Origin of the sequence: Mucilaginibacter phenanthrenivorans, from assembly GCF_024721155.1 — a bacterium.
GTDB lineage: Bacteria > Bacteroidota > Bacteroidia > Sphingobacteriales > Sphingobacteriaceae > Mucilaginibacter > Mucilaginibacter phenanthrenivorans.
Genome location: NZ_JAHVAP010000008.1, coordinates 295,873 through 321,275, shown reverse-complemented (window position 1 = coordinate 321,275; position 25,403 = coordinate 295,873). Strand labels below are relative to the sequence as shown.

Annotated in this window: 22 protein-coding genes; 14 read left to right on the top strand and 8 right to left on the bottom strand. The window is 43.4% G+C overall.

Annotated features, from left to right (window positions below; translation table 11 throughout):
• Positions 1-19: 19 nt before the first annotated feature.
• On the bottom strand, positions 20-796 hold the full coding sequence (locus KXD93_RS20785) for a polysaccharide deacetylase family protein (RefSeq protein WP_258139273.1): 777 nt from the start codon (positions 794-796) through the stop codon (positions 20-22).
• A 204-nt stretch (positions 797-1,000) separates the two neighbouring features.
• Between KXD93_RS20785 and KXD93_RS20780 the strand changes: the two genes are divergently transcribed.
• Together KXD93_RS20780 and KXD93_RS20775 are read left to right on the top strand one after the other, a co-directional pair.
• The gene (locus KXD93_RS20780; protein ID WP_258139272.1) at positions 1,001-1,798 is read left to right on the top strand and encodes a HipA family kinase; all 798 of its coding nucleotides are present in this window, start codon (positions 1,001-1,003) and stop codon (positions 1,796-1,798) included.
• A complete protein-coding gene (locus KXD93_RS20775; RefSeq protein WP_258139271.1) occupies positions 1,776-2,159 on the top strand; it encodes a DUF3037 domain-containing protein in 384 nt (127 codons plus the stop codon). Before KXD93_RS20780 ends, KXD93_RS20775 begins: the two co-directional genes overlap by 23 nt.
• A gap of 183 nt (positions 2,160-2,342) precedes the next feature.
• On the opposite strand, the gene KXD93_RS20770 is transcribed toward KXD93_RS20775, so the two are convergent.
• Complete coding sequence (locus KXD93_RS20770) at positions 2,343-2,720, bottom strand: hypothetical protein (RefSeq protein ID WP_258139270.1); 378 nt, start codon at positions 2,718-2,720, stop codon at positions 2,343-2,345.
• A 155-nt stretch (positions 2,721-2,875) separates the two neighbouring features.
• On the opposite strand from KXD93_RS20770, the gene KXD93_RS20765 reads away from it, so the two are divergent.
• Both KXD93_RS20765 and KXD93_RS20760 read left to right on the top strand, forming a co-directional pair.
• Positions 2,876-5,113, top strand: a complete 2,238-nt coding sequence (locus KXD93_RS20765) for an alpha-N-acetylglucosaminidase (RefSeq protein ID WP_258139269.1) — start codon at positions 2,876-2,878, stop codon at positions 5,111-5,113.
• Positions 5,114-5,282: 169 nt separating this feature from the next.
• Complete coding sequence (locus KXD93_RS20760; protein ID WP_258139268.1) at positions 5,283-6,569, top strand: alpha/beta hydrolase; 1,287 nt, start codon at positions 5,283-5,285, stop codon at positions 6,567-6,569.
• A gap of 84 nt (positions 6,570-6,653) precedes the next feature.
• Here KXD93_RS20760 and KXD93_RS20755 read toward each other — a convergent pair whose 3' ends face one another.
• Positions 6,654-7,130, bottom strand: a complete 477-nt coding sequence (locus KXD93_RS20755) for a DinB family protein (RefSeq protein WP_258139267.1) — start codon at positions 7,128-7,130, stop codon at positions 6,654-6,656.
• A 148-nt stretch (positions 7,131-7,278) separates the two neighbouring features.
• Between KXD93_RS20755 and KXD93_RS20750 the strand changes: the two genes are divergently transcribed.
• The gene (locus tag KXD93_RS20750; RefSeq protein ID WP_258139266.1) at positions 7,279-8,481 is read left to right on the top strand and encodes a sensor histidine kinase; all 1,203 of its coding nucleotides are present in this window, start codon (positions 7,279-7,281) and stop codon (positions 8,479-8,481) included.
• 81 nt (positions 8,482-8,562) lie between these two features.
• Here KXD93_RS20750 and KXD93_RS20745 read toward each other — a convergent pair whose 3' ends face one another.
• Positions 8,563-11,010 (bottom strand): outer membrane beta-barrel family protein, encoded by a 2,448-nt coding sequence (locus tag KXD93_RS20745; RefSeq protein WP_258139265.1) that lies wholly within the window; start codon positions 11,008-11,010, stop codon positions 8,563-8,565.
• A 297-nt stretch (positions 11,011-11,307) separates the two neighbouring features.
• Entirely contained in the window at positions 11,308-12,861 is a 1,554-nt protein-coding gene (locus KXD93_RS20740; RefSeq protein ID WP_258139264.1) for an MFS transporter, read from the bottom strand.
• 206 nt (positions 12,862-13,067) lie between these two features.
• Here KXD93_RS20740 and KXD93_RS20735 point away from each other — a divergent pair, with 206 nt between their 5' ends.
• The 4 genes from KXD93_RS20735 (at position 13,068) to KXD93_RS20720 (ending at position 15,949) form a co-directional block, all read left to right on the top strand.
• A complete protein-coding gene (locus tag KXD93_RS20735; RefSeq protein WP_258139263.1) occupies positions 13,068-13,847 on the top strand; it encodes an SDR family oxidoreductase in 780 nt (259 codons plus the stop codon).
• A gap of 50 nt (positions 13,848-13,897) precedes the next feature.
• Complete coding sequence (locus KXD93_RS20730; RefSeq protein WP_258139262.1) at positions 13,898-14,623, top strand: DUF92 domain-containing protein; 726 nt, start codon at positions 13,898-13,900, stop codon at positions 14,621-14,623.
• 122 nt (positions 14,624-14,745) lie between these two features.
• Positions 14,746-14,937: a cold-shock protein gene (locus tag KXD93_RS20725; protein WP_258139261.1), complete on the top strand. Its 192-nt coding sequence runs from the start codon at positions 14,746-14,748 to the stop codon at positions 14,935-14,937.
• A gap of 154 nt (positions 14,938-15,091) precedes the next feature.
• Positions 15,092-15,949, top strand: coding sequence for a sigma-70 family RNA polymerase sigma factor (locus tag KXD93_RS20720; RefSeq protein ID WP_258139260.1), 858 nt, complete (start codon positions 15,092-15,094; stop codon positions 15,947-15,949).
• Between the two features lie 42 nt (positions 15,950-15,991).
• On the opposite strand, the gene KXD93_RS20715 is transcribed toward KXD93_RS20720, so the two are convergent.
• A complete protein-coding gene (locus tag KXD93_RS20715; RefSeq protein ID WP_258139259.1) occupies positions 15,992-16,759 on the bottom strand; it encodes an SDR family NAD(P)-dependent oxidoreductase in 768 nt (255 codons plus the stop codon).
• A gap of 337 nt (positions 16,760-17,096) precedes the next feature.
• On the opposite strand from KXD93_RS20715, the gene KXD93_RS20710 reads away from it, so the two are divergent.
• Together KXD93_RS20710 and KXD93_RS20705 are read left to right on the top strand one after the other, a co-directional pair.
• Positions 17,097-17,702 (top strand): DUF2238 domain-containing protein, encoded by a 606-nt coding sequence (locus KXD93_RS20710; protein WP_258139258.1) that lies wholly within the window; start codon positions 17,097-17,099, stop codon positions 17,700-17,702.
• Positions 17,703-17,829: 127 nt separating this feature from the next.
• Entirely contained in the window at positions 17,830-19,386 is a 1,557-nt protein-coding gene (locus KXD93_RS20705) for a M20/M25/M40 family metallo-hydrolase (RefSeq protein WP_258139257.1), read from the top strand.
• Between the two features lie 70 nt (positions 19,387-19,456).
• Here the strand turns inward: KXD93_RS20705 and KXD93_RS20700 are convergent, their stop codons facing one another.
• Positions 19,457-20,002, bottom strand: a complete 546-nt coding sequence (locus KXD93_RS20700; RefSeq protein WP_258139256.1) for a YciE/YciF ferroxidase family protein — start codon at positions 20,000-20,002, stop codon at positions 19,457-19,459.
• 230 nt (positions 20,003-20,232) lie between these two features.
• Between KXD93_RS20700 and KXD93_RS20695 the strand changes: the two genes are divergently transcribed.
• Positions 20,233-20,946, top strand: a complete 714-nt coding sequence (locus KXD93_RS20695) for a DUF4397 domain-containing protein (RefSeq protein ID WP_258139255.1) — start codon at positions 20,233-20,235, stop codon at positions 20,944-20,946.
• 146 nt (positions 20,947-21,092) lie between these two features.
• Complete coding sequence (locus tag KXD93_RS20690; RefSeq protein WP_258139254.1) at positions 21,093-23,903, top strand: S9 family peptidase; 2,811 nt, start codon at positions 21,093-21,095, stop codon at positions 23,901-23,903.
• 82 nt (positions 23,904-23,985) lie between these two features.
• On the opposite strand, the gene KXD93_RS20685 is transcribed toward KXD93_RS20690, so the two are convergent.
• Complete coding sequence (locus KXD93_RS20685) at positions 23,986-24,558, bottom strand: NADPH-dependent FMN reductase (protein ID WP_258139253.1); 573 nt, start codon at positions 24,556-24,558, stop codon at positions 23,986-23,988.
• Positions 24,559-24,727: 169 nt separating this feature from the next.
• Here KXD93_RS20685 and KXD93_RS20680 point away from each other — a divergent pair, with 169 nt between their 5' ends.
• Positions 24,728-25,375 carry a flavodoxin family protein gene (locus KXD93_RS20680; RefSeq protein WP_258139252.1) on the top strand — a complete coding sequence of 216 codons (648 nt, stop codon included), beginning with the start codon at positions 24,728-24,730 and terminating at the stop codon, positions 25,373-25,375.
• Positions 25,376-25,403: the final 28 nt, after the last annotated feature.

The following is a 25,403-nucleotide window of genomic DNA, read 5'->3' as shown; positions in this document are numbered from 1 at the left end:
ATTTTAGCTTTTCAATAATTTATTGCTTGCCTGATGTAATGTAATCCATAGCCTGTTTAAAGGTAGCAACCCAAATTTCGTCGCGATGTTTATTTAAATAGCTTAATAATTCCCGGTGGGCCTTTGCCGACGTTGTCAGGTAATCCCCACCTACTCCGTGAAACATAAAAATGCCCAAGCCACCCTCCTTTTGTACCTTTTTAACATAGGCGATCAGGTCATCACCGTTGTCTTTATTTATCGATGGGTAAGATGGTACCAGCAACGGATCAAGCTTGCTATAATCTGTAACAAAAGTATTTTTATCGCCGCCCATCCGGGCATATTTTACGATCCCTGATTTTCTTAAGGAGTCGACGTAGTTCACGCCGCCAACCATGGGCTCCGTACAGGGATAAGCATAGGTATGTGTTTTTTCGTTATCTATTGCACCCAACAGGTTATTCATCATTGCTATTTCGCGCAGCATGGTGTACACCGTGTAGTTTGCCGAATTATTCGCCGGATTGCCCTTTCCATCCTTAATTAAACAGGGATGATATAGGGTATGATTGGCCAGTTCATTACCGTGTTTAAAAGCCTCGCGCCAGCGCGACAAGGTTTGCTGCGTAACGTTCCCGGTAAGGAAGAACGTACCGTTAAGATGTGCCGAATCCAGCTGCGGAATGGCAACATTTAACTGCGACATTAATGCATCGTCATAAGTAAGCACTATAATGGTCTTTTTGACAATCGTCCTTTGCTGTGCAAAAACGCTGAGATTTACCAGTAAAAGAAGCAGGATGAGCTTTTTCATTCGCCAGGTTTTATGTTTGGTATGGGGAACTAATTTATTAAATATTTCGGCCTCCGGGAGAATTAACTTTATTGAATAAGGGAAATTGCGTTTTTTAATAAAGAGCATGTTAGCGCAAAAACGGTAGATTAATCTGCTATCATTTGATTCCCCTCATTATTCCTGTAAATTTACAGCCGGCAATTGCAGATAAAACACCGGCCTATGAACAATTTTAAACCAGAGCTCCGTACCGTTAACGTTATCCGTTATGTTACGCCCCTGCGCGAGGGCGGTTCACTGCCTGCCATTGCCGAGGCGGATGACGGCTTTTTGTATGTGCTTAAATTCCGCGGTGCAGGCCAGGGCACAAAGGCTTTGGTTGCCGAACTGATAGGCGGCGAACTTGCCCGCGCCTGCGGCTTAAAAATGCCCGAAATAGTTTTTGCCAATCTCGACGAAGCGTTCGGCCGTACCGAACCCGACGAGGAGATCCAGGACCTGCTCAAAGCCAGCGTAGGGCTTAACCTGGCTGTGCACTTCCTTTCGGGGGCGATCACTTTTGATGCCGGAGTTTTCAATATAGATGCAAAGCTGGCCTCGCAAATTGTTTGGCTGGATTGCCTGCTAACAAATGTGGACCGTACCCCGCGCAACACCAATATGCTGGTTTGGCACAAGGAACTTTGGTTGATAGATCATGGAGCGGCGTTATATTTCCACCACTCCTGGAACAACTGGATAGAGGCTGCAAAAAAACCGTTTCTGCAGGTAAAGGATCACGTATTGTTATCAAAGGCAACGCTACTTGACGAGGTTGATACTGAATTTAAGACGATAATTACGGAGGAACTGATCCGTTCGATAGTTGACATCATTCCTGATGAATGGCTTACCGGCGAATCATCTTTTGAAACGCCGGATCAATACCGGGATGCCTACACTCAATTTTTAACAACAAGGATAGCACATTCAGATATTTTTGTAAAGGAAGCACAAAATGCAGCAGAAACACTTATTTGAATATGCCGTTATCCGCGTTGTGCCAAGGGTGGAGCGCGAGGAATTTCTGAATATCGGGGTGATCCTGTATTGCAAAAAACACCAGTTTTTAAAAACCCGCTATCACTTGGATGAAGCACGCCTGCAGGCGTTTTATACCGGGCTCGACCTGGATGAGCTAAAGGAACACCTGTGCTCCTTCGAACGTATTTGCCGGGGCGATAAAGCCGCCGGGCCGATTGGCCAGCTTGATGTAGCCTCCCGTTTCAGGTGGTTAACAGCCACGCGCAGCACCGTGATCCAAACCTCAAAAGTTCATCCGGGAATGAGTGATGATGCCGAAGCGACGCTCAATAAGTTATTTAATCAGTTGGTATTATAATAAAATATCGCTGCCGCGGGTTTAACGCAGTGTAACCCGTGGTGTGCCATTTAGGAAGCTTTCAGCTTCCCAAAATATTTAACGATTCAATTGAAATTTTTGCTGTAAGCTGAAAGCTTACAACATGCTATACCACGAGTTGCAAACTCGCGGCAGCCTGGGGCGGCCTGGATAGCCCGGAATTTACCTTTTTTGTTCCTCATGCTCAGCCTCTAAACGCACCTTTTTTAAATCTACCCGAACCAAAGCGAAAAGGCTCATATACACATTTGCAATAAACACCAGCGCAAAACCGGCCATGAGGTAACCGCGCCAATCAGTAAACAGCAATTTATATTCAGTGATAAACAGCATGATAATCGTAACGTAATGGCTAAAGCAATACTCACAGGTAAACAGGTAAAAAAATTTGCGCTCCACAATGGTTTTGCCGTTGTGGCAACGTTGCAGACAATACTCACGCGGTTCACGAAAAACCTCTTCATGCGTAACCGTCCATGCTATACAGGCAATGGGGATAGCCACTAAAAACAACCATGCAACCTGTGTGCTCAATTCCATGGTGTTATAAGTGTGAAAGCGGCAAAAAAGTTTTATTTTTAAGTCAGAGTTTATCTACAATATTTTACCCTTTTTAAGCATAGTCACCAATATTTACCTAATGGAATTTTTGTATTGCACGGAATTATTATGTTTACGACATAATTACTTAACATATGACCTCATTCCTGCAAAAAGCAAAGTTTTACTTAATCGCTCTAATACTGTTAACTGTTTTAAATCCGCATAAAGCAATCTCAGCTACTGTCACAGAAAATGACGATAATACTGAAATTAAGGGAATAATAAACCGCTTATTGCCCGGAAAATCATCTTATTTTATATTGAAAACCATCCCCGCAAAAACCAGCCGGGATAGCTTTTATGTACAAAGTCGGGGCGACAAAATTTTAATTGAGGCTACCAATCCCCTGGCAATGGCTAAGGGGCTAAACTATTATCTTAAAACTTATTGCCATATCTCTGTTAGCTGGTATGCAGATGAAGCCATTGTAGTTCCCGCAAAATTACCTGCAATTGATCAGCCCACCGGCGAAGCTTGCCGATTTGATAAGCGTTTCTTTTTAAATTACTGCACTTTTGGCTATACCACCCTTTGGTGGCAATGGCGCGATTGGGAGCGCCTGATTGACTGGATGGCGCTAAACGGCATCAATATGCCACTAGCAATTACCGGGCAGGAATATATCTGGCAGCGTGTATGGAAAAAATTCGGGATGACCGAAGAACAGAGCCGCGCATTTTTCACCGGGCCATCGCATTTACCATGGCAGCGCATGGGCAATCTCGACAGGTGGCTGGGCCCTTTGCCACAAACGTTTATCGACGGACAGTTCGCCCTGCAAAAACAGATCTTGCAACGGGAACGAAGCCTGGGAATGAAGCCCATTTTACCAGCCTTTGCCGGCCATGTACCCAAAGATTTGATCGCAAAATTCCCGAACATGAAGGTTACCGACCTTGGATCATATGATACTGACCCCGAAAACGATGCCTATTTCCTTGACCCGATGGATCCCCTGTTTGTTAAAATTCAAAAGGCATATCTTAGCGAGCAAGAAAAGCTTCTGGGAACTGATCACTATTACGGCGCCGATCCGTTTAATGAAATGAACCCGCCAAGCTGGGAACCTGCGTACCTGGCCAGTGTTTCAAAAACTATATACAACGGCATGAAGGCCATTGATCCTAATGCAGTTTGGGTACAAATGGGATGGACCTTTTACTATGACCGGAAACACTGGACCAACCCGCGTTTAGAAGCCATGATAAAGGCTGTACCGCCCAATAAGATGCTGTTGCTGGATTATTTTTGCGAGCAAACGGAAGTTTGGCGCTTAACCGACGGCTTTTTTAATGCGCCTTACATCTGGTGCTACCTCGGCAACTTTGGTGGCAATACGCAGTTGGCAGCCCCGCTTTTAAAGATGTCAAAATTACTGCCCGCTGCCGAAAAAGACCCTAACCACAGGCAGATGGACGGCATTGGCACTACGCTTGAAGGTTTTGGTGTCAACCAGTTTATGTTTGAGTGGCTGTTCGATTATGCCTGGAATGCCAACGCAGCCAATGTAAACGACTGGATGAAACAATATGCCGACAGTCGCGGCGGGCATCATGACGAAGTTTTGCAATCGGCATGGTTAAAGCTTATGTCTGTGGTCTACAATTCTCAGGTGTCGGGCATTGGGTTGGGCAATATGATCCAGTCGGAGCCGATGCTTAAGGGACATGGAGACTATTCATCATTAAGCAACTATGAATACAGCGCATTGAGCAACATCTTGCCATCGTTTTTTATGGCCGACTCCACCACCAAGTCATCTCCGCAATACCAACGCGACCTTGTTTTGGTTGAAAAACAAGTACTGGTTAACCTGGCTTCTTCATTCCGCGACAGCATAGGCAAAGCTTATTATGCAAAGGACACCCGGAACTTTGAAAAGTTTACAAAACTGTTTACCTCCTTATGCGATGATGTTGACCTTGTTGCTTCAACTCAAAGTGACCTGTTATTGGGCAGTTGGGTAGCGAAGGCCAGAGCTTTTGGCACAACCCCACTCGAAAAGGATTTTTATGAAAAAGATGCACGCGTATTGATCACTACCTGGGGTGGCGAGGCCAATGTAAACACAGATTACGCCGCAAAGGATTGGTCGGGCTTAATAAAAACCTATTACAAAGCCCGCTGGGAATTATTTTTTGATTACCTGCGCAAGACGATCAATGCCGGAACCCCTCCCGATATGAAGGAGTTTGGTACGCAACGTGCTAAGCTTGAATGGCAGTGGGTTGGTAAAAATGAAACGGAGCAATCATTTTCATCGCAGCCACAGGGAGATATACTTAAGATTTGCCTTGATCTTTATAAAAAATGGGCCTTGTACTTATAAAATCTAACAATGATCAAAATTTACCGAAAGGAACCACGCAAATAACGCATTAACTCAATAACCATTTATTATGCTTCCAGGGAACACACTAATTTAACTCCGATTAGCAAAAGCTATCTGAATTTTACTAATTTCGGGATTGCAAATCTTGCCCCTGGATATTACTTAAATGAAGAAAATAATATTTTTTATTGCCATACTGCTTGTTACAGTAAGGGCTATCGCGCAGGCCGAGCCTGCCAACTATTCTACTGCAATGGCTCGCTTTACTCATTACTACAACCATGATCAACCCGATAGTATTTTCAGCATGTTTAGCACTGAAATGAAGGCGGCCCTGCCAATAGAGAAATTTAAGCCCACTACGGAACAGTTAATATCTCAATATGGCAATTTGATTAAAACTGAATTTGTGAAGATCACCAATTCGCTTGCGGTTTATAAGGCTACATTTCAGAACAATACATTTTTACTGAACCTGGCGCTTAATTCGCAAAATAAATTAACCGGGTTGCTGTTAAGCCCTTATGAGGATGCACCTGCACATGGCGTAGCGCTCGATGCCTCGCTTGACGAATCACCCATTTTGTTAAAAACGTTAACAGGTACCATTTCCGGCTCGCTGGTTATGCCTAAAAACCCATCAGGTAAAGTCCCTCTTGTGATTATTATTGGTGATGGCGGCCCCACTGATCGCGATGGTAACAATGTAAAAACAGGACTAAGCGGAAATATATATAAAATACTTGCAAACGATCTTGGTAAAAATGGCATCGCAACCGTTCGTTATGACAAACGTATGGTGGGCGAAAGCATGACTAAAGGCAAAGAATCGGAACTTCGGCTAGAAGACTATGGCGATGATGCACTTGGAATGGTAAACATGCTAAATGATGATCAGCGTTTCTCAAAAATAATACTTTTCGGTCATGGCGAAGGCGCGTTAGTAAGCTCTTTAATAATAAACGACGTGCCGGTAAAAGGGATAATAGCCGCTGAATGGCCTGCAGATCGCGCAGATAAGATCCTTAATGACCAAATGAAGGGAAAAGCACAGTTTTTACAGGACGAGTTTAAAAGCTTTATGGACAGCCTCAAAAAAGGAAAAACCACCGATAATATCGACCCGTCACTATACTACATTGCCCGGCCAAGCATCCAGAAATTCCTGCTTTCATGGTGCAGGTATGAACCATTAAGATTGGTTAAAAGAATAAAAGTCCCACTATTGATCATCCAGGGAACTACCGACAAGGTTGTTGCAGTAGATAATGGCCAGCGGTTAAAAAAGGCAAAGTCAGACGCCGGTTATATCGAGGTTAAAAACATGAACCACATTTTAAAAGAAGCGCCGGCAGATGAAGAGCAAAATGTGGCCACCTATAGTAAACCCGACCTCCCCCTTAAGCCGGAACTGATCCCGGCTATTGTTGAGTTTGTAAATAAAGTTAGATAAGGAAGCTATTTTTAAGTCTTAAGTCAAGAGTTTTAAGTTTTAAGTCGTTTTTTTGACTTAAAACTTAGGACTTCCAACTAACGACTAAGTCCTCCAATCGCCCAAAATTCTTCTGATCGCAATAATCTCCCCGATATGGTATGAATTGTGATCGGCCATTTGCAAGGCCTCACGTAAAATTGATTGCCCGTCGCCATGTTCAAGCGGCTGGTAAATATCACTATGTTCCAACAGTTCAATAAATTCGTCCAGGTCATCATCAATTTGTTTGATCGACCCCTTCCAGGCATCATCATCTTCCGGTTCGCTTTCCTTCGGCCAGTAATCATCGGGCCATTTCGGTGATTCATGATCGGCATCCTTACTGAATTGCAGCATATCCCATTGGGCTATCCGGACGTGTTCCACCAGTTGCCAGATGCTGTAGGGCATATTCTTGGCCTTTACACCACGTAATTCGGGTTTCAATCCGTTTACCGCATCGTGAAATGAGGCATGGGCCGTACCCCCGGTAAGTAATTTTGTAAGCTCGTTTATAAGCACCTTATGCTGATTATCCATTGCCTAATATTTTAAAATGTCAACAAATATATGTGGAATTAGTTGGGAGAAAACTTACTTTTTTATTTAGCTCCATTCACTAATAATTGCAGCAAACCCAAACTTATTATATTATCGTATGTTTGTTGCCTGTGTATTAATTTAAATTATGCTCACAATCCCGCTTCCTGAAAACGAAGTTGAAAGACTTGCTGCGCTTCAGAGTTACAATATTTTTGATACTGCCGAGGAAAAAGATTTCGATGCTATAGCGTCGCTGGCTTCAGCAATTTGCGGAGTACCTATTGCGCTGATCACTTTTATCGACGAAAAAAGACAATGGTTTAAATCGCATCATGGCACCGATTTTACAGAAAATGTAAGGGAATTTTCATTTTGCACCCACGTTATAGCCTCGGGCGATGATATTATGATAGTTGAGGATGCGGCCCTTGACGAACGCTTTGTTGACAACCCAATGGTTACAGGGCCAACCAGCGTAACTTTTTATGCCGGGGTACCGCTGGTTAATGAAGATGGTTTTGCCCTCGGCACCTTGTGTGTGATAGACCAGGAAATGCAAACCCTTACCCATACGCAAAGCGAAGCGCTGAAAACGCTCGGTCGGCAAGTAGTTGATAAACTGGAACTAAGAAGAAAAGTAGCCTACCTTGAAAAAGCCAACCAGGACCTGTTAAATTCAAACGTTTTGATCCAGAAGTTTGCTTCAATGGCGGCCCATGATATTAAAAATCCGCTAAGCAGCATCCTGCTTACCTCGCAGGCGCTAAAGATCCGACAGGAAAAGCTGCAGGATGAGGGTTGCCTGCGCCTCGTAAACTTAAATATTACGGCTACCAAAAATCTGCTTGAGCTGGTCGAGGAGATGCTGGCTTATTCAAAGTCGCCATCTTTACTTTTAGCTAAAAAGCAGGAATTTAATCTGAACAGTCTTATTCAGAAGGTAATCAGCATGCTCGCGGTGCCGGAAAATGTTGAGGTTATTTTGCCCGAAGAAAAGCAAATGATTTACTTCTCGATGATAGCATTTGAACAGATCCTGATCAATTTATTGAGTAATGCCATCCGCTATAACAACAAGGAGAAATGTATCATTAACATCCGCTTTAATCAGGACGATGATTTTTACCGGCTGGAAGTTGAAGACAATGGTATGGGCATCCCCGAGCAATACCATGATAAGATCTTCGGCAATAACTTTACCCTCAAAATAACCGATCGCTATAACAAAAAAGGTTCGGGGATTGGCTTATCAACCATAAAGGATCTGCTAAATGTCTTGAATGGCAATATCTATGTTAAATCTGTTCCTGGCGAGGGAGCGACGTTTTTTATTTCGATAAAGAAATAATTCAAAATGTTTGATATCGAATCCCCCGCCTATTTACTTCATCATTCAAAATTCATTGTTCGATATTCGGCATTCAAACCTTTACCCGTTCCCTACCCTTTCCATTTCTTCAGCAGCGCTGCCATCTGTACGCTTCACTGTTTTATAGCTCTTACCAAAACGATAAATAAATGTTACCGTAAACACCCGCGAATCGCGCAGGATCTTAAAATATTCCGTAGCATTAGGGAACGAGGTGAATCCCTCCATGGCATTGGTATAAAAAATATCGCGGTAGCTAAATTTCAACGTACCCTTCTTTTTTAAAATGGGCCTTGCAATCCCAGTTGACAGTTGCCCGGTTGGATACAACAGCTCCTGCACATCGTTACGCGCCCTGGTGGTATAAAACCCCGAAATTTCGGCAGTATAGATCTTTGCGATGGTAAACTGGTTATTTACGTTGATGTTCAGTTGGTTGATCTGGCTGGTATAAGTGTTCCCGTTGAAGCCCCGCAATTGTTTATGGTTAAAGGTAGCTTGCGCTGTAAGCGACCACCAGCTTAGCGGCGATACCGAAACAGCCGACGACAGCCCGATATTGTAAGTACTGCCTACATTGCCCTGCGAATACAACAAAATCCCTTTAGTCGTATCGGCCAAAAACAGTTGCGAAAAATAGTTTTTTATCCGGCTATATGACAGGCTTGTGGTCAACAGGTTTTTATATTGATGGGTTAGCTCAAAATTCCAGCTATACTGAGGCAAAAGATATGGATTGCCGGTTTCATACGTGTATTTGTTAACGATAAAGTAAAATGGATTAAGGCTTTGAAACACCGGGCGATCGATCCGGCGGCTTGCAGTTAGGGTAAAGCTGTTTGATGAATCGGCCTGATAGCTTAAGTAACCGCTCGGAAAAAACTGGCCGTAATTACGCGAAAATGCTGAGTCCTTTTGAATAGCATTACCCAATTGGTGGGCCTTATACCCGGTATGCTCGTATCGTAAACCAGCCTGGAGGGTTAGTTTATTATACTTTTTTTCGATGGAGCTATAAACGGCGTTAATGTTTTCACGATACAAAAAATGATTGCTTTTGGTGTTATCATCAACCCATCCGCCGCTCAAAAGGTTTTGGTAAGCTGCAGAGTTATCTGTATTGCTGTATGATGATTTTAAGCCCGCCTCAAACGTGGCGCTCTCACCTATTTTTTGTGTATAGTCTACCTTATCTGATGTAATATTGATAGTAGTGGGAATATTGCTGCGCGTTTCATCGGTATATCCGCCGTCGACAAGCAGGTGGTTAATAAAATCCTGTTCGCTTTGAATGTTATAATGCAGGTAATCAAAATCGGCGGCCAGGCTCTGCGTCGACGAGAGCGTTTGTCGCAAATTCAGGTTAATCGATCCATTTTTAAATTGACTGGTATTTTTGTTGCCGGTGGCGATTGCCGAATCTACAATACCGGCCGGTTCAAGCCAGGTAGCAGTTGCCGTATTATTTCCCTGCCGGTGAATGGTGGAGCCGCCCAAAACAATGCCGATGGTGGTTTTTGGACTGATGTAATAGTCGAGCCCCGTTTTAATGGTGTTGTTAAAAAGTGTTCCCTTAAAATACGATGGCTGCCGCAGCATTGCGGTTAAGGTACCGTTATCATCGTAATACTTTCTTAAGGCGTAAAGGTTGGTCAGGTATTTAACCCAGTTCATGTTATAATTGAAAAAGGTATTGATCTTTCCTACCCGGTAATTTAAAACAAGACTGTTGTTGTTCTTGGGATAAACACCCTGCCCTGCCGAAGTGGTAAATGAGCCGTTAAAACCGCGTTGCTTATTCTTTTTTGTTTTTATGTTGATGATCCCAGCGTTACCACTTGCATCATATTTGGCAGTCGGGTTGGCAATAAGTTCTATTTGCGATACCTGAGACGAACTCATGCTGCTCAACAAATTCTCCAGGTCGGCACCCGAAAGATAGGTTGGCTTATCATCGATGGTTACCAGCACACCTGTTTTACCCTGTAAGGTGATGCCCCCGTTTCTGTCAACCGTCACCCCCGGCGATTTTTCCAACACCTCCAGCACCGTGGAGCCGGCGTTGGTAACCGATGCATCAACATTGAGCACAACCTTGCCTTGCTTTTGTTCAACGGCAGGTGTGTGCGCGGTAACATTTACCTCCTGCAAAATGGTGTTTGATGGTTGCAGTTTTATGGTATCAGTATTTACATCCCCGGCAGAACGGTAAACCCTGCTGATTTGCGATTTATATCCTGTAAAGCTTATTGAAAAAACGCCTGTTTGAAAATTAGTAAACTTAGCTGTTCCGGCAGCATCGGTTACTACAGTTTTCATAAGCGTCCCGTCTTTTAACAGCTTAACTGTAGCGCCATCAATTGGTTGATGTTTCTCATTTACAACAATTAATGAAAAATCAGGCTCCACTACGGTTTTAGGTTGACAAAATGCACCGGCATTAAGCAACAAAAAAATGAACAAGCAGAGGTATTTTAGAAGGGCCTTGATTAAGTACAGTTTTTTCAAATTCGGTCAGTTTTACAGTAGCAATTTAAATAAAATTCCTGATTGAGGAAATACGTGCGGAGATTAACTCATCGGCCAAAAGCATGGTGCAGAGTGGACTCACCCAACATTGCTTCGCTCTTTTACCTCTCTGCCGCAAGCGGCAAAGAGGTAAAAGAAAAAAGGACTATTTAAGCTGTGATTTTTTCTTCCCTCTTTCCGCGCAAGCGAAGAGAGGGAGGTCCAGCGAAGCGTCGACCGGGTGAGTCCACTCTGCACGCGATATTCACGCCATGCATCATTTCCATCTTTCGGACTTTACTGACTTTCGGGCTTCCGGACTCTCCCCACTCCCTTAATAAACACCATTCCCATCAAAGCCCCTAAAAAGCCCAGCCCGCCAGAGATAAGCATAATTTTTCGGTAGGCGCTTATAAAACTTTCATGATAGGCTTTTGCAATTACCTGTTTACTATTTACATTCACGCCTGCCGGGACCTTAGCATCGCCTAGTTTTGACGCCTGTTGAGTAACCACTTCTCTCTGTTTAGGATCGAGCTTTATGCCATTCAATTGTTGCCGTAGTGCTCCGGCAAAGAACAATACCACCAGCGCCCCAAAAATCGCGTTAGCAAACACCCCGGCAATCCGCGAAACCGCATTGTTTACCCCGGATGCGGTACCTGAAAAGTGATCATCAACCGAACCCATCACAGCGGCAGTTAACGGCGACACCGTGAACGACATCCCCAAGCCTAAAACTATCACTCCGGGAAAGAACGTTGTCCAGTAATCAGCAGGGCCTGCGGTTTGTTTTACAAACGATAAGATTAGCAAGCCGGTGCCGGCAACCGCGGGCCCGCAAATGAGGAACAGCCGCGGCCCAAATTTATCAGCAAGTGACCCTGCAAACCGGGCAATGGAAATCATCATTATAGTAAAGGGCAAAAATGTTAAGCCGCTTTGTAACTGGCTATAGCCCTGTACCTGTACCATATTCAGTGAAAGAAAAAGCATCCCTGCTCCCAGCCCAGCATATAGAAAAAACGTAAGCAGGTTACTCCCCGTAAAAGTTGGATTAGCAAATAGCTGCAAAGGCATCATCGGGTGTTTGCTTTTTTTCTCGATGATGATAAACAATGCCAATAACAACAAACCAGCAGGCAATGAAAGATAAACCTGCCAGTTATGCAAACCAACCGCAGGGATCCGCAAAAAGCCGAAGGTTACCAATGCCAGCCCGAGCGCTATAGCAATGGCTCCGGGAAAATCTATGGCGTGGTCGCTGTCTTCGTCCTTTGTTTCTGCTACCTTAAACCAAAGCATTACCAGGGCAGCAATGCCGATAGGTACATTAATAAAAAAAATATACCGCCATAAACCTGCATCGGCCAAAGCCCCGCCTAATATAGGGCCGCCCATGGTTACCACAGTTGTAAACGCCGACCATGTGCCGATTGCTTTTCCTCTTTCCTTCGGATTGATGGATGAAGAGATCAGCGACAAACTACCGGGAATCATCAATGCCCCGCCAACACCCTGGATTATCCTGAAGACGATCAAATAAGTTACGCCGGGCGAGATCCCGCATGCAGCCGATCCACAAATAAAAATAAAAATGCCGGCCATGAATACCTTCTTGCGACCAAGCTTATCGCCCAATGAGCCGCCGATAAGGATGAGCGCAGCAAGCATAAGCAGGTAGGCATTCAGGATCCAGAACAGATCGGCGCCGCTGGCTTGCAAGCTTTGCTGCAGTGCAGGCAACACAACATTTAGCGCAGTAGCGTCGATAAATGCCATTGCAGAGGCGAGGATGGCCGAAACCATGATCCATTTACCTGCCGCACTGCGAAGCGCTACTGTAGCCATAATTGATATTTACAAGGTAGTGAATATGTAACAAAGCATCGGGGAAAAGTTTTGAAAATAAAACTGGTTGAAACCTCAATTCAGAACAAACACCTTGGAAGGCGCACCTTAAAATCAACCACTAGCATTTGAATTTCGCAAACAATGGATTGATGCTTGCAAACTTTATATTACTGATCCCCTGATCTTTGTTAAAAAAAACGAACATGAAAACCACCAACAATACCATATTAATAACAGGCGGCGCAAGCGGTATAGGCCTTGAATTTGCCCGCCAATTAATTGCACTGGACAATACAGTAATAATCACCGGTCGCGACCCGGTAAAGCTCGACGCAACCAAACTAAAGCTCCCAAAAGTGCATACTTTTCAAAGCGATGTTAGCGATCCGGAGGCTATCAAAACTTTATATAGCCGGGTGATAGAACAATTCCCTAACCTTAATATTTTGATAAACAACGCGGGTGAAATGCGTAAACTTGATCTGCATGACAAATCTATTGACCTGGACAACATTACCCGCGAAATCGAGATCAACCTATCAGGGCCTGTACGGATGGTGCAGCAATTTTTGCCACATTTGCAACGTGTGCCCAACGCGGCAATCATGAATGTTACATCGGGCATTGCCTTTGTACCGTTTCCTCTCGCCCCTATTTATGGTGCAACAAAGTCAGGCTTGCAATCTTATACCCGGTCGCTCCGTAGCCAATTAAAAAAGGATAATATTAAAGTATTTGAGCTGGTGGCGCCGGGATCAAACACCCCGTTGAATGATAAATTTGCGGGCGATGTAGATCCTAAAACCATGATGGAACCTGATAAACTCGTTGCTGCAGCCATCAAAGGATTAAAAAAAGACAAATACCAAATCTTTCCGGGGATAGCATTCATACTGGCATTGTTAGGCCGCTTTTTACCCTCATTTATTTTCAACCAAATGAGTAAGATCGCTGAAAGATCGTTTGCGGGCAGCAATCTCTAAATTCGCACACTAGTACTCTATAACCCTAAAGATTTTATACTTTAGCCACAATGGTTTTAGGTATGGGCTTCGGCAGTTATGTAATATATTTCGTCCTTGTTGCAGGTATTGTTTTCAGCATCGTTGCCCGTAAACTCACCGTTCGCGCGGCGTTGTTAGGCGGCTTAGTTGGCTTTTCGGTTTTTGAAGGCGGTGGATACACCGGGATCATTATGCTGACGTCATTTTTTATCCTGGGCTCCGGCGCTACAAGTATTGGCCTGAATAAAAAACAAGCAATAGGCGCAGCCGAAGAGAATAAGGGTGGACGGACCGCCGGACAGGTAATGGCCAATGGCGGTATGGCAGCAATACTCGGCGCAATTTCATGGTACAGACCGGAGTATGCTCGTGTAGTGCAAATAATGATGGCCGGTAGCCTGGCCGCCGCAACCGCCGATACGCTTTCGTCTGAATTGGGGACCATCCTTGGGCGGCGGTTTTATAGCATTATCACCTTCAAAAAAGATCAACGCGGGCAGGACGGGGTAATTAGTCTAGGAGGGACGTTAATAGGCATAACCGGAGCAGCTATTATCGCTTGTATTTATTCCATTGGTCATGATTGGAATATTAATTTTTTGTGGATTATTCTTGCCGGTATAATTGGAAATATTGTCGACTCCCTTTTAGGCGCCACACTGGAACGCAGGCATTTAATAGGCAATAACCTGGTTAATTTTTCAAATACATTGACAGGAGCTGCGGTTTGCTGGCTGCTTTTTAGGCTATATTAAATTTATTTTACCTATAAAAATGGCCTTAAGTCACTAAAAAGCCATGAAAAGAAAACAAGTAAGAATTAAACATGTTTATTCAATAATAAACGCTACTTTTGTGGCTATTTAAAATAAACATAATGCAAGAAGGAACAGTAAAATTTTTTAATGAAGAAAAGGGTTTTGGATTCATCACCCCATCTAATGGTGGCAAAGAAGTATTTGTTCACTCATCAGGCTTGATCGACCGTATCCGTGAAAACGATACCGTACAGTTTGAAGTGGAAGAAGGCAGAAAAGGCCCCAACGCAGTAAGAGTAAAAATAGCTTAACAATCTATATAATTATTCGCGAAGCATTTTCCGCCCAAAACGGAAAATGCTTTTATTTTTCTTAGCTGTTAATCAACAGCAGATTTCCCCTAACGAACGATTTAAAAAAATCATTCAAAGCCGCCTCTCTTTTTTGCGGCACAATTCATTTTCAATGAGACAACTTAAGATAAGTCAATCTATAACTAATCGCGAAACCCAATCTCTGGATAAATATTTAACAGAAATTGGCAAGGTAGATCTGATCACTGCACAGGAGGAAGTTATCCTTGCTCAAAAGATCCGTGACGGCGACCAGGCAGCTTTAGAGCGTTTAACCAAGGCAAATTTACGTTTCGTAGTATCTGTTGCCAAGCAATACCAAAATCAGGGAATAACACTTGGTGATTTAATTAACGAAGGTAACCTTGGTTTAATTAAAGCTGCAAAACGTTTTGATGAAACCAAAGGCTTTAAATTTATATCATACGCTGTATGGTGGATCAGGCAATCGATCATATCTGCTATCTCTGATCAGTCCCGTTCGGTTCGCTTACCCCTTAACCAGATTGGCACTTTAAGCAAGATCAGGAAGGTACAATCGCAATTGGAGCAGGAATTTGAGCGTGAGCCAACACCTGAGGAGCTTGCAGAAACGTTGGAAACTACGGTTGAAAAAATTGCCGATTCATTAAGAAATTCAGGTCGCCAGGTTTCTATCGATGCACCTTTCCAACAAGGCGAAGAAGGAACACTGCTTGATGTAATGCAAAACAGCGATCCGTCAACCGATAGCATGCTGATCCATGATTCGTTGGCTACCGAGCTAAACCGTTCCCTTTCCAAGTTGGGTGAGCGCGATCGCGAAGTGCTTATTTTGTTTTATGGCCTGGGCAACAACCATACGCATACTTTGGAAGAAATTGGCGAAAAATTCATTTTAACCCGCGAAAGGGTTCGCCAGATAAAAGATAAAGCATTACAAAGGATAAAGCAGTCATCACGAAGCGGTGCATTGCAATCGTACTTGTAGCTAATATAAAAGAGCGATGATTTGAATCATCGCTCTTTTGCTTTAATATGGCGAAGGGCTCATCGCAGTCCATCCGCCATCAATTACCAAACTTTGTCCTGTGATATGCCTTGATGCAGGCGATACAAAAAACAACGCAGCATTGGCAATATCTTCAACCGTAGCCGGCTTCCCCATCGGCGTAATGCGCGACCACGTTTCCAGGTACTCTACATCCATTAAGGTCCTTTCGGTAAGCGTAGCGCCGGGCGCAATAGTGTTTATGTTGACGTTGAACGGAGACAACTCGATTACAAGGCTTTTCGCCAGCATATTCAGTCCTGCCTTGGTCATTCCGTAAGCGGTTAAATTTTCGTGCGCCTGGTGACCGGTAACCGACGACATTAGCAATATGCTGCCGCCATCGCCTTGCTTCTTCATTTGCAGCGCAGCTTTTTGTGTTAAAAAGAAACTACCATACAAGTTAAGATTCATGATTTTCTGTAGCGATTCCGGCCGATAATCTAAAAACTTTCCAAAGGTGGTTATCCCTGCATTTGCTATCGCGATGGTAAGCTTACCGAATTTCGCAACCGCCTCGTCAACCAGGTGCTGAATAAAATCAACGTCCGAGGCATCCCCTGCCATGGCGAAGCAAATGCCATTCTGTTTTTCAATTGCGGCGGCGGCTTCCGCAGCTAGATCCTGGTCAATGTCATTAAGAATAACCGACACGCCATTAAAAGCAAGTTGCCGGGCAATTTCAAAACCTATGCCCTGCCCTGCTCCGGTTATTATTGCAACTTGTCCGCTAAAATTTTTATCTGTCATAGAAATGATGTATACAGTAAAACATTAAATTGGCTTAATAAACGTTTAACTATGCAATATTGCAGATATCAAGAGCAGGCTTGCTTATAAACCCACACCCTGAAATACCCTGGTTTTCATTCTTGAATAATAGAAAAAGAAATCCCTGCCGACCTACAGGATCATTTTTCTGCTTCTCGGTCTTTTCGCTTGTCTTTGATATTTCGGTTTATGAATATCAAAGTTATATTTTTTAAATACACTTTAAATTAGAAACTGAAAGGTTTATCAGATAGTGCCTTATTGATACACAGCAGACCATATTATTTAGTTTCGATTTTAATCTACATCTTAGTGCATGAAAAAATATTACCTGCTTATCATTTTGTTCTTCGCGGCACTTATAGGTTCAGCAATAAACCCACACGATTATTTTACCTGGATCCTGGAAGTCTTTCCCGCTATCATTAGCTTTTTTATATTGCTTTTTACCTTTAAGAATTTCCGGTTCACCTATCTAACCTATTGCTTAATATTGGTTCATTGTTGTATTCTTTTTATTGGCGGGCACTATACTTACGCTTTGGTACCGGCATTTAACTGGATCAGGGATGTTTTTCATCAAGGCAGGAATAATTACGATAAACTTGGTCATTTTGCACAGGGCTTTATACCTGCATTTATTGTGAGGGAGATCTATATCCGCAAAAACATCATTCAAAAAAAATCATGGATCCCGTTTTTAACCGTAGTGGTTTGTATGAGCATCAGCATGTGTTATGAGTTTTTAGAATGGTTCGTTTCAGTTAGCTCAGGTTCGTCCGGCGATTCATTTTTAGGCACACAGGGCGATGTTTGGGATACGCAGTCGGACATGCTTTTTGCAACTATTGGCGCCATTTGTATGGTTACGCTTTTCTCCGGATTGCAGGACAAAAAGATCAAAGAATCATTGGTTGCCTGATATTAGACCTGTAACATTTTTCATATTACCGGCTCTAAATTCAGCATACAAATAAACTTGTGTTTGTACGCGTAATACCATAGTTTTAGCTATAAATTAACTGACTAAAAAATCATAACCACAAAACATGAAGCATTTATACTTTAAATCAGCCTTTGCTGCGTTGATGCTGGCCAGCGCAAGCTTGTATGCACAGGAAACTGTTGACACAGCAGTATTCAGCAGGATCAGGAAGGCGGAGATGACCAACTCGCACATCCCGTCAATTGCACATTACCTTACAGATGTATCCGGGCCAAGGCTTACCAATTCTCCGGGCTATCTGCGTGCCGGAACATGGGCTGTTGAAACCATGAAAAAATGGGGCATGGCAAACACCGCACTTGAACCATGGGGCAATTTTGGCAAGGGCTGGGAGATCCAGGATTTTAGCATCTCGTTTAAAGCACCTTATTCGCAATCCATAACTGCGTATCCTGAACCATGGAGTGGCAACACAAAGGGCCCGATAAGCGGCGAAGTTGTCGTGTTGCCCCAGGCCAACGCTATGGACACCGTTTACATCATAAAACATGCCGCTGATTTTAAAGGAAAATTTGTATTGATAGCCGGGAAAGCGCCAAGCTATGAGCCTGACTTTAAGCCATCAGCCGAACGCCTGTCTGATACCGAACTGGCCAACATGAAGGATACCTACATGCTGAGCAGGGAAGTACTGGAAGGCTACCTTAAATATTTTAACCTTATCGACAGGGTCCCGAAGCTGATTCAGCAATCAGGCGCATTGGCAATATTGACTGCCGGCGCTGAGGACAGGAACGGAACTGTTTTTGTACAGGGACTGATAGGCTATAAAACCAATACCAGCGAAAGCATAGTTAAAGTGGCTATATCTTCGGAAGATGGACAAAGAATAAAAAGATTAACTGAGTCCGGACACAAAGTTGAATTAAACCTGAATGTACAGGGCAAATTTAATGATGCCGACATTAAAGGCTACAATGTTGTAGGCGAGATTCCCGGAACTGATCCTAAACTAAAATCACAACTGGTAATGCTTGGCGGCCATATGGATGCCTGGGCCTCATCAACCGGTGCAACCGATAATGGCGCAGGCTGTATTGTGATGCTGGAAGCTGTTCGCTTACTTGATTCATTGGGCTTAAAACCAAAACGCACCATCCGCATAGCTTTGTGGGGCGGTGAAGAACAGGGTTTATTAGGCTCATACGGTTATGTAAAAAATCACTTCAGAGGTGTTGACCTTACAGTTAAGCCAGAGCAGGCAAAAGTATCTGCTTACTTTAACCTTGACAATGGTACAGGTAAGATCCGGGGTATATTTGCACAGGGTAATACAGCCATAAAGCCAATATTCGAACAATGGTTTAAACCATTTGCTGATTTGGGAGCAAGCACAGTAACAATGGCGAATACCGGCTCAACGGACCATCTTTCGTTTGACTGGGCGGGCATCCCGGGCTTTCAGTTCATCCAGGATCCTATAGATTACGAAACCCGCACGCACCACAGCAACATGGATAATTACGATCACCTGAAAATGGAGGATCTTAAACAGGCGGCTATTATTGTAGCCTCGTTTGTTTACCAAACCAGCACCAGGGCTGATATGATGCCAAGGAAACCTTTGGAAAAAGGAGTTTTTGTATTCGACGGCTTATAGAATTCAACTTACAACAAAAAAGCCGCCCTTCAAAATATTGGTGGGCGGCTTCTTTATTTTACGAGTTTACTTATTCCGCTGCGGCAGCTTCATTGACCATGCTTTCGGCAGCCTGGGTTAAAGCCTCATCTGTTGCCTTTTCATTGTCAAGTGTTTGTTGTAGAAGATCAGCTACATCTGTATGTCCCATTGTTTGTGCAAAAGTCCTCAAGGAACCATATGTAGCAATTTCGTAATGTTCAACTTTTTGAGCAGCAAGTATCAAACCTGCATCGCGTGTATGGGTTCCTTTTTCGGTATCTTCTATTATACTGGTTGCTTCCGCCAGTAAGCCCTCCATCGCATCACATTTTTTTGCCACTGCCTTTTCATCAAGCAGCGAAAACACCTGTTCAAGGGTGTCAATGTGAGTTTGCGTTTCGGCAGTGTGCTTTTGAAAAGCTGCAGCCAGGTCTTCGCTTGTTGCCGCCTTTTGCATTTTAGGGAGTGCCTTTACCAGGTGTTTTTCGGCCCAATAAATGTCCTTAAGTTCGTCTACAAAGAATTTGTGAAATTCTGAGTCTTCCATTTTTCCGGTTAAACCTGCAGGTTTTCTGTTTGATGTTTTAGTTGCCATGTTATTTAGTTTTAAATAGATATTTGTGTATTTGTACAACCATTTAAAAGTATCCTTGTTTTAACTACTAAAACATATATTATCTAATTAACTAAATAAATTACATACCGATTTCCTTATATGTTGAGGCATCTTTATAAAAATTCATTTTTTTCCGCCGGGCGCTGTAGCGTTCCGTTTATTTTACCCGTTATGTAATTATAATTACTCCATCAATAAAAATTTTTATTATGAAAAACTTTAAAAACATTTCAAAGGGATTAGTGGCGAGGATCGGTGCGGTTTGCATATTATCCGTTATGTTATCCTCGTGTCTAAAAGATCACACAAGTAACACCCCGTTACCGGCTGTGTCTGTGATGAGCGTGGTACAGGCCTCCCCCGGGCAACCTGTCCTTGACTTTTACCTGGATGGTACAAGAGTGAACGGAAGCGGCCTTGCGCTGGGAAATAACCTTGACTATTTCAGGGCATATTCAGGCAAAAGAACAGCAAGCTTTAGTCAAACAGGTACAAGTACACAAATTTTTAGCGACACCGTGAACCTTAAGGAAAACATTGCATATTCGTTATGCCTCGTGGGTAAAACGCCAACACTGTCATATCTTTTACTCACCGACTCTCTGTCACAACCTGCATCCGGCAGCGCCTATCTGCGTTTTGTTAACTTAAGCCCTGACGCACCTGCTGTGGATCTTGCTGTAAAGGACGCATCGGTAATAGCTGCAAACAAAGGATTTAAAGGATTTACCTCGTTCTTCTCCATCACAGGTAAAACTTATTCGTTCGAGATAAGACAGGCCGGCACCAGTACCGTTTTAGCAACGTTAAATAACGTGAACATTGGCAATGGTTATGTTTATACCATCTACCTTGAGGGCCTTGTTGCTTCAAGCGGAACGGATAAACTAACACCGGTATTGGTAACCAACGCCCATCCGTAACTATCATTGACATATAACTGACCTTACAAAAACCTGCTCAGTTGAGCAGGTTTTTTCTTTTACGAATACCTCGTCCTGTAACTTTTTCGCTTCAATTTTAACAAACAAGCGGATTTTTTAGCATATTTAAGTGATATTAAATTGCTATGAGGAAATTATTACTGGCTGTTGCCCTTTTATCTTTATTTGTTTCCGCATCTGCCCAAAAAGTTTCCAAAAAGCCGCTGGATCATTCTGTTTATGATTCGTGGCAAAGCGTCGAAAATGAACGCATCAGTAATGATGGGAAGTGGGTGCTATATGTAATTAAGCAACAGGAAGGCGATGCCAGCCTTGTTATAGCTGATTCCAAAAACAGCAGTAAATTTACGGTGCCAAGAGCAGATACGGCCCGCTTCACCCCCGATTCGAAATTTGCAGTAATGCTGATCAAGCCATTTTTTAAGGATCTCAGGCAGGCAAAAATAAAAAAGAAGAAACCGGCCGAATTCCCTAAGGATACGCTGGGTATCGTAGCGCTTGGGAAAAACTACGTAGAAAAAATTCCGGCAATCCGTTCGTTTAAAATAGCTGAAAAGGCTGCTGTTGTGGCTTATTTATCACCTGCCGATACAGTAAAGAAACCAGCAGCATCCGATACTTCAAAAAAAGCGATAGCAACAACCATCGCACCACCTATTCGGGAGGGTGCTGAGCTTTCGGTAAAACAATTGATTACCGGTAAAACAAGATCGTTTGCATACGTTACCGAATACCTGCTTACTAAAAATGGAAAGCTGCTGGCGTATGCAGTAACTGCCCCAAAGAAATCAAAAACAGTTATTTCCGGCTTATACATTTACGACATTGACAGGGATACCATAAAGAAGATAAGTACCGGCAGGGGAAACTACCGCAACCTGGTATTTGATGATGCGGGCAAACAACTGGCATTTACCGCGGAAAAAAATCCGGAAAAGGCCCAGGTAAAGCCCTTTAAGCTATATTATTATAGCACATTAAAGGATACCGCAGAGGCCATTGCCGCGCCAAATTCAATGGGCATGCCCGATAAATGGGCAGTAAGCGGCGACGGCAAGGTGTATTTTAGCAAAACCGGCAGTAGTTTATTTTTCGGCACTGCTCCTATCCCAAAACCCGTTGATACGACAATTGTTGAATTCGAGGTAGCAAAACTGGATATCTGGAATTATAAGGATGATTACCTGCAGCCCCAACAATTAAAAAATTTGCAGCGTGACCTAAAGCGCAATTACCTTGCTGTGATCCGCCCGGCAAATGGTGATAAAAGACTTATTCAATTGGGGGATGATGACATGAGGGATATCCTGGTGCCGGACAATACCGATGCAGGTTTTGTGTTAGGACTAACTGATACCGGTGCCCGCGTGCAAAGCCAGTGGGAAGGCGGATCGAACCAGGAAGCTTACCTGATAAATACCCGAACAGGCGGCAGGGTACGGATTAACGAGCGCTTAAAGGCACGCTACAGCATCTCGCCCGATGGAAAGTATGTGGTATGGTTTGATGTAAAGGATCAGAACTGGCACAGTTACTCGATTGCTACCGGTAAAAAAATAAATTTAACCGCCGCAACCCATGTAAAAATGGGCGAAGAGGAAAATGATGTCCCTGATGATCCGGCTCCGTATGGTATTTCCGGATGGGAGCAACACGATAAAAATATTCTGATTTATGATCGTTATGATATCTGGAGCATCGATCCGGCTATAGGTAGTGTAGTTAATTTAACCAGCGGCATCGGCAGAAAAAATAAGATCATCTTCCGGTATACCAATTCAGACCCGGAACAAAAGTTTATCCCGTCAAAAAAAATGCTTTGGATAATTGCTCAAAATGAAGGGGATAAACAGTGGGGCTATTATAAGAAGGAACTGGGTAGCGAGGTCGCACCCGAAAAAATAGTGATAGCGCCAAATGGATACAGCAGCCTGCAAAAAGCGAAAAACGAAACTGTGTTCATCTATACTAAATACAGCTATCAACAAGCACCTGATCTTTACCTATCCACTGACCTAAAAAAAGAAACCCGGCTGAGCACCGTCAATCCGCAGCAGGCAAAATACAATTGGGGTACTGCTGAACTGGTGGAATGGACAACACCAAAGGGTTATCATTCAAAAGGCATCCTTTACAAGCCCGAAGACTTCGATCCAACAAAAAAATACCCGATGATCGCTTATTTTTATGAGAAGCTTTCCGACGGCTTATATAATTATATTCCTCCCGCTCCTACACCATCCCGCCTGCCAATTTCATTTTTTGTAAGCAATGGTTATTTGGTTTTTGCGCCCGATATCAGCTATCAAACCGGGCATCCCGGCGCATCAGCTGTAGAGTTTGTGAACTCGGGGGTTGAAGCGCTGAAGAAGAATCCCTGGGTTGATGCCGCACATATCGGCATCCAGGGACAAAGCTGGGGTGGTTACCAGGTGGCTTACCTTATCACCCAGACAAATATGTACGCAGCAGCATGGGCGGGCGCACCTGTGGCCAATATGACCTCAGCCTATGGTGGCATCCGCTGGGAAAGCGGTGTAAACAGGCAGTTTCAATACGAAAAAACGCAAAGCCGTATTGGAGCAACATTGTGGGAAAAGCCTGAGCTTTATATTGAAAATTCCCCATTGTTTCAGTTACCAAAGGTTCAAACGCCGGTAATGATCATGAGTAACGATGCAGACGGCGCAGTGCCATGGTACCAGGGCATCGAGATGTTTACCGCGTTGCGCAGGCTTGGCAAACCCGTTTGGCTGTTGGAATATAATGGCGAGGCACATAATCTCGTTCAGCGCCAAAATCGCAAGGATATCTCTATTCGCGAACAACAGTTCTTCGATCACTTTTTAAAAGGCGCCCCGCTGCCGGTATGGCTGGATAAGGGCGTACCTGCTATAAACAAGGGACGGGATTGGGGATTTGAGCTGGAGAAGTGAGGAAGTTCATAGTTGATGGTTCATAGTTCATAGCCAAAATAGAATTCGCAGCTGCCATGATCCATCAACTATTAACCATGAACTACTTATCCTCTTTTATTACTTTCAATCCTTTAGTCCACCTAAACAATTGTTTAAGCATTACGCCTGCGGCAGTAGTTAATCTTTCGTCGGCAACAAACTGGTTTTCTTCGTTAACAAACTGCTGTAACGCCGGGATGTTCACCATCTCGTGAAGTGATATGGCCTTTAAGGAAAGCAGATCAGACTTCAGGTTCATTACTGCTCTTACACCTGCAAACAGACCTGCAGAATAGCTAACAATACCTACGGGTTTGTACGCCCATTCATGCACCAAATATTCCAGGGCATTTTTTAACGACGCAGGGTAGCTATAGTCATATTCGGCAGTTACAAATATAAAGGCATCCGCTTCCTCAATTTTCGCGCTCCATTGTTTGGTATGTTCATGTTCGTATTGACGCATGATAGGGTGAACCGCCTCATTCATCAACGGCAGGTCTATTTCGCCCAGGTCAAGAAACTCAACTTCAAACTCGCCATGTTGTTTGGCAAACGCTGTTATCCATTCAGCAACTATTGGTCCTTTACGGCCCGGCCTTACTGTAGACGATATTACTTTAAGCTTATACATTTTCTTCTTTTTTATCGAAGCAAAAATATTAGATGTTTAAACAAGTATTATCCTCTTAAAGTAATTTTATCAACGCATAATTAATTTATATATTAATAATTCATATTTCACCTAACAATATCACTGACTGGATGTTAAACTTGTAGTTTAATAATTTAATCAAAACAATATGAAAGCGCTAATTATCAATTGCACGCTAAAACCCTCACCCGAATTTTCGAATACAGGCGCGCTTATAAAAAAAGCGGAGCAGCAATTAAAAGATAATGGCATACAAACAGAAGTTATCCGGTTGGTTGACTATGATGTAAAACCTGGCACGGAAACGGATATGGGCAAAGGCGATGAATGGCCAACTGTATTGAATAGGATAAAAAAATGCGATATTCTTATAGTAGGCACACCAATCTGGATGGGGCATCTTGCATCAACTACCCAGCGCTTGATAGAACGGCTGGATGCCATCTTTCACGAAGACGGGTTTACAGATGAAAAAACTGGTCAATATTTTACATATAACAAAGTTGCAGGCTGTTTGATAACCGGCAACGAGGATGGCGCACACGCCTGCGCGGCACAGGTGCTTTGGGCCATGCAGGAGCTTGGCTTTACAATTCCGCCAAACGTAAATGCCTATTGGGTGGGTATGGCAGGAGGTGGCGAAGATTATGTAGAAGGCGGAGGTGAAAAATTTTATTATACCAACTATACGCTGCGCTGGATGATAGCTAATCTTACCTACTTTGCAAGGCTGTTAAAAACAAACCCTATAGACAGTAACTTGAATGAGCTACAGGAAAAAGCGAAACACGATTAATTCATCCTGAAATCCTATCGATCTCACA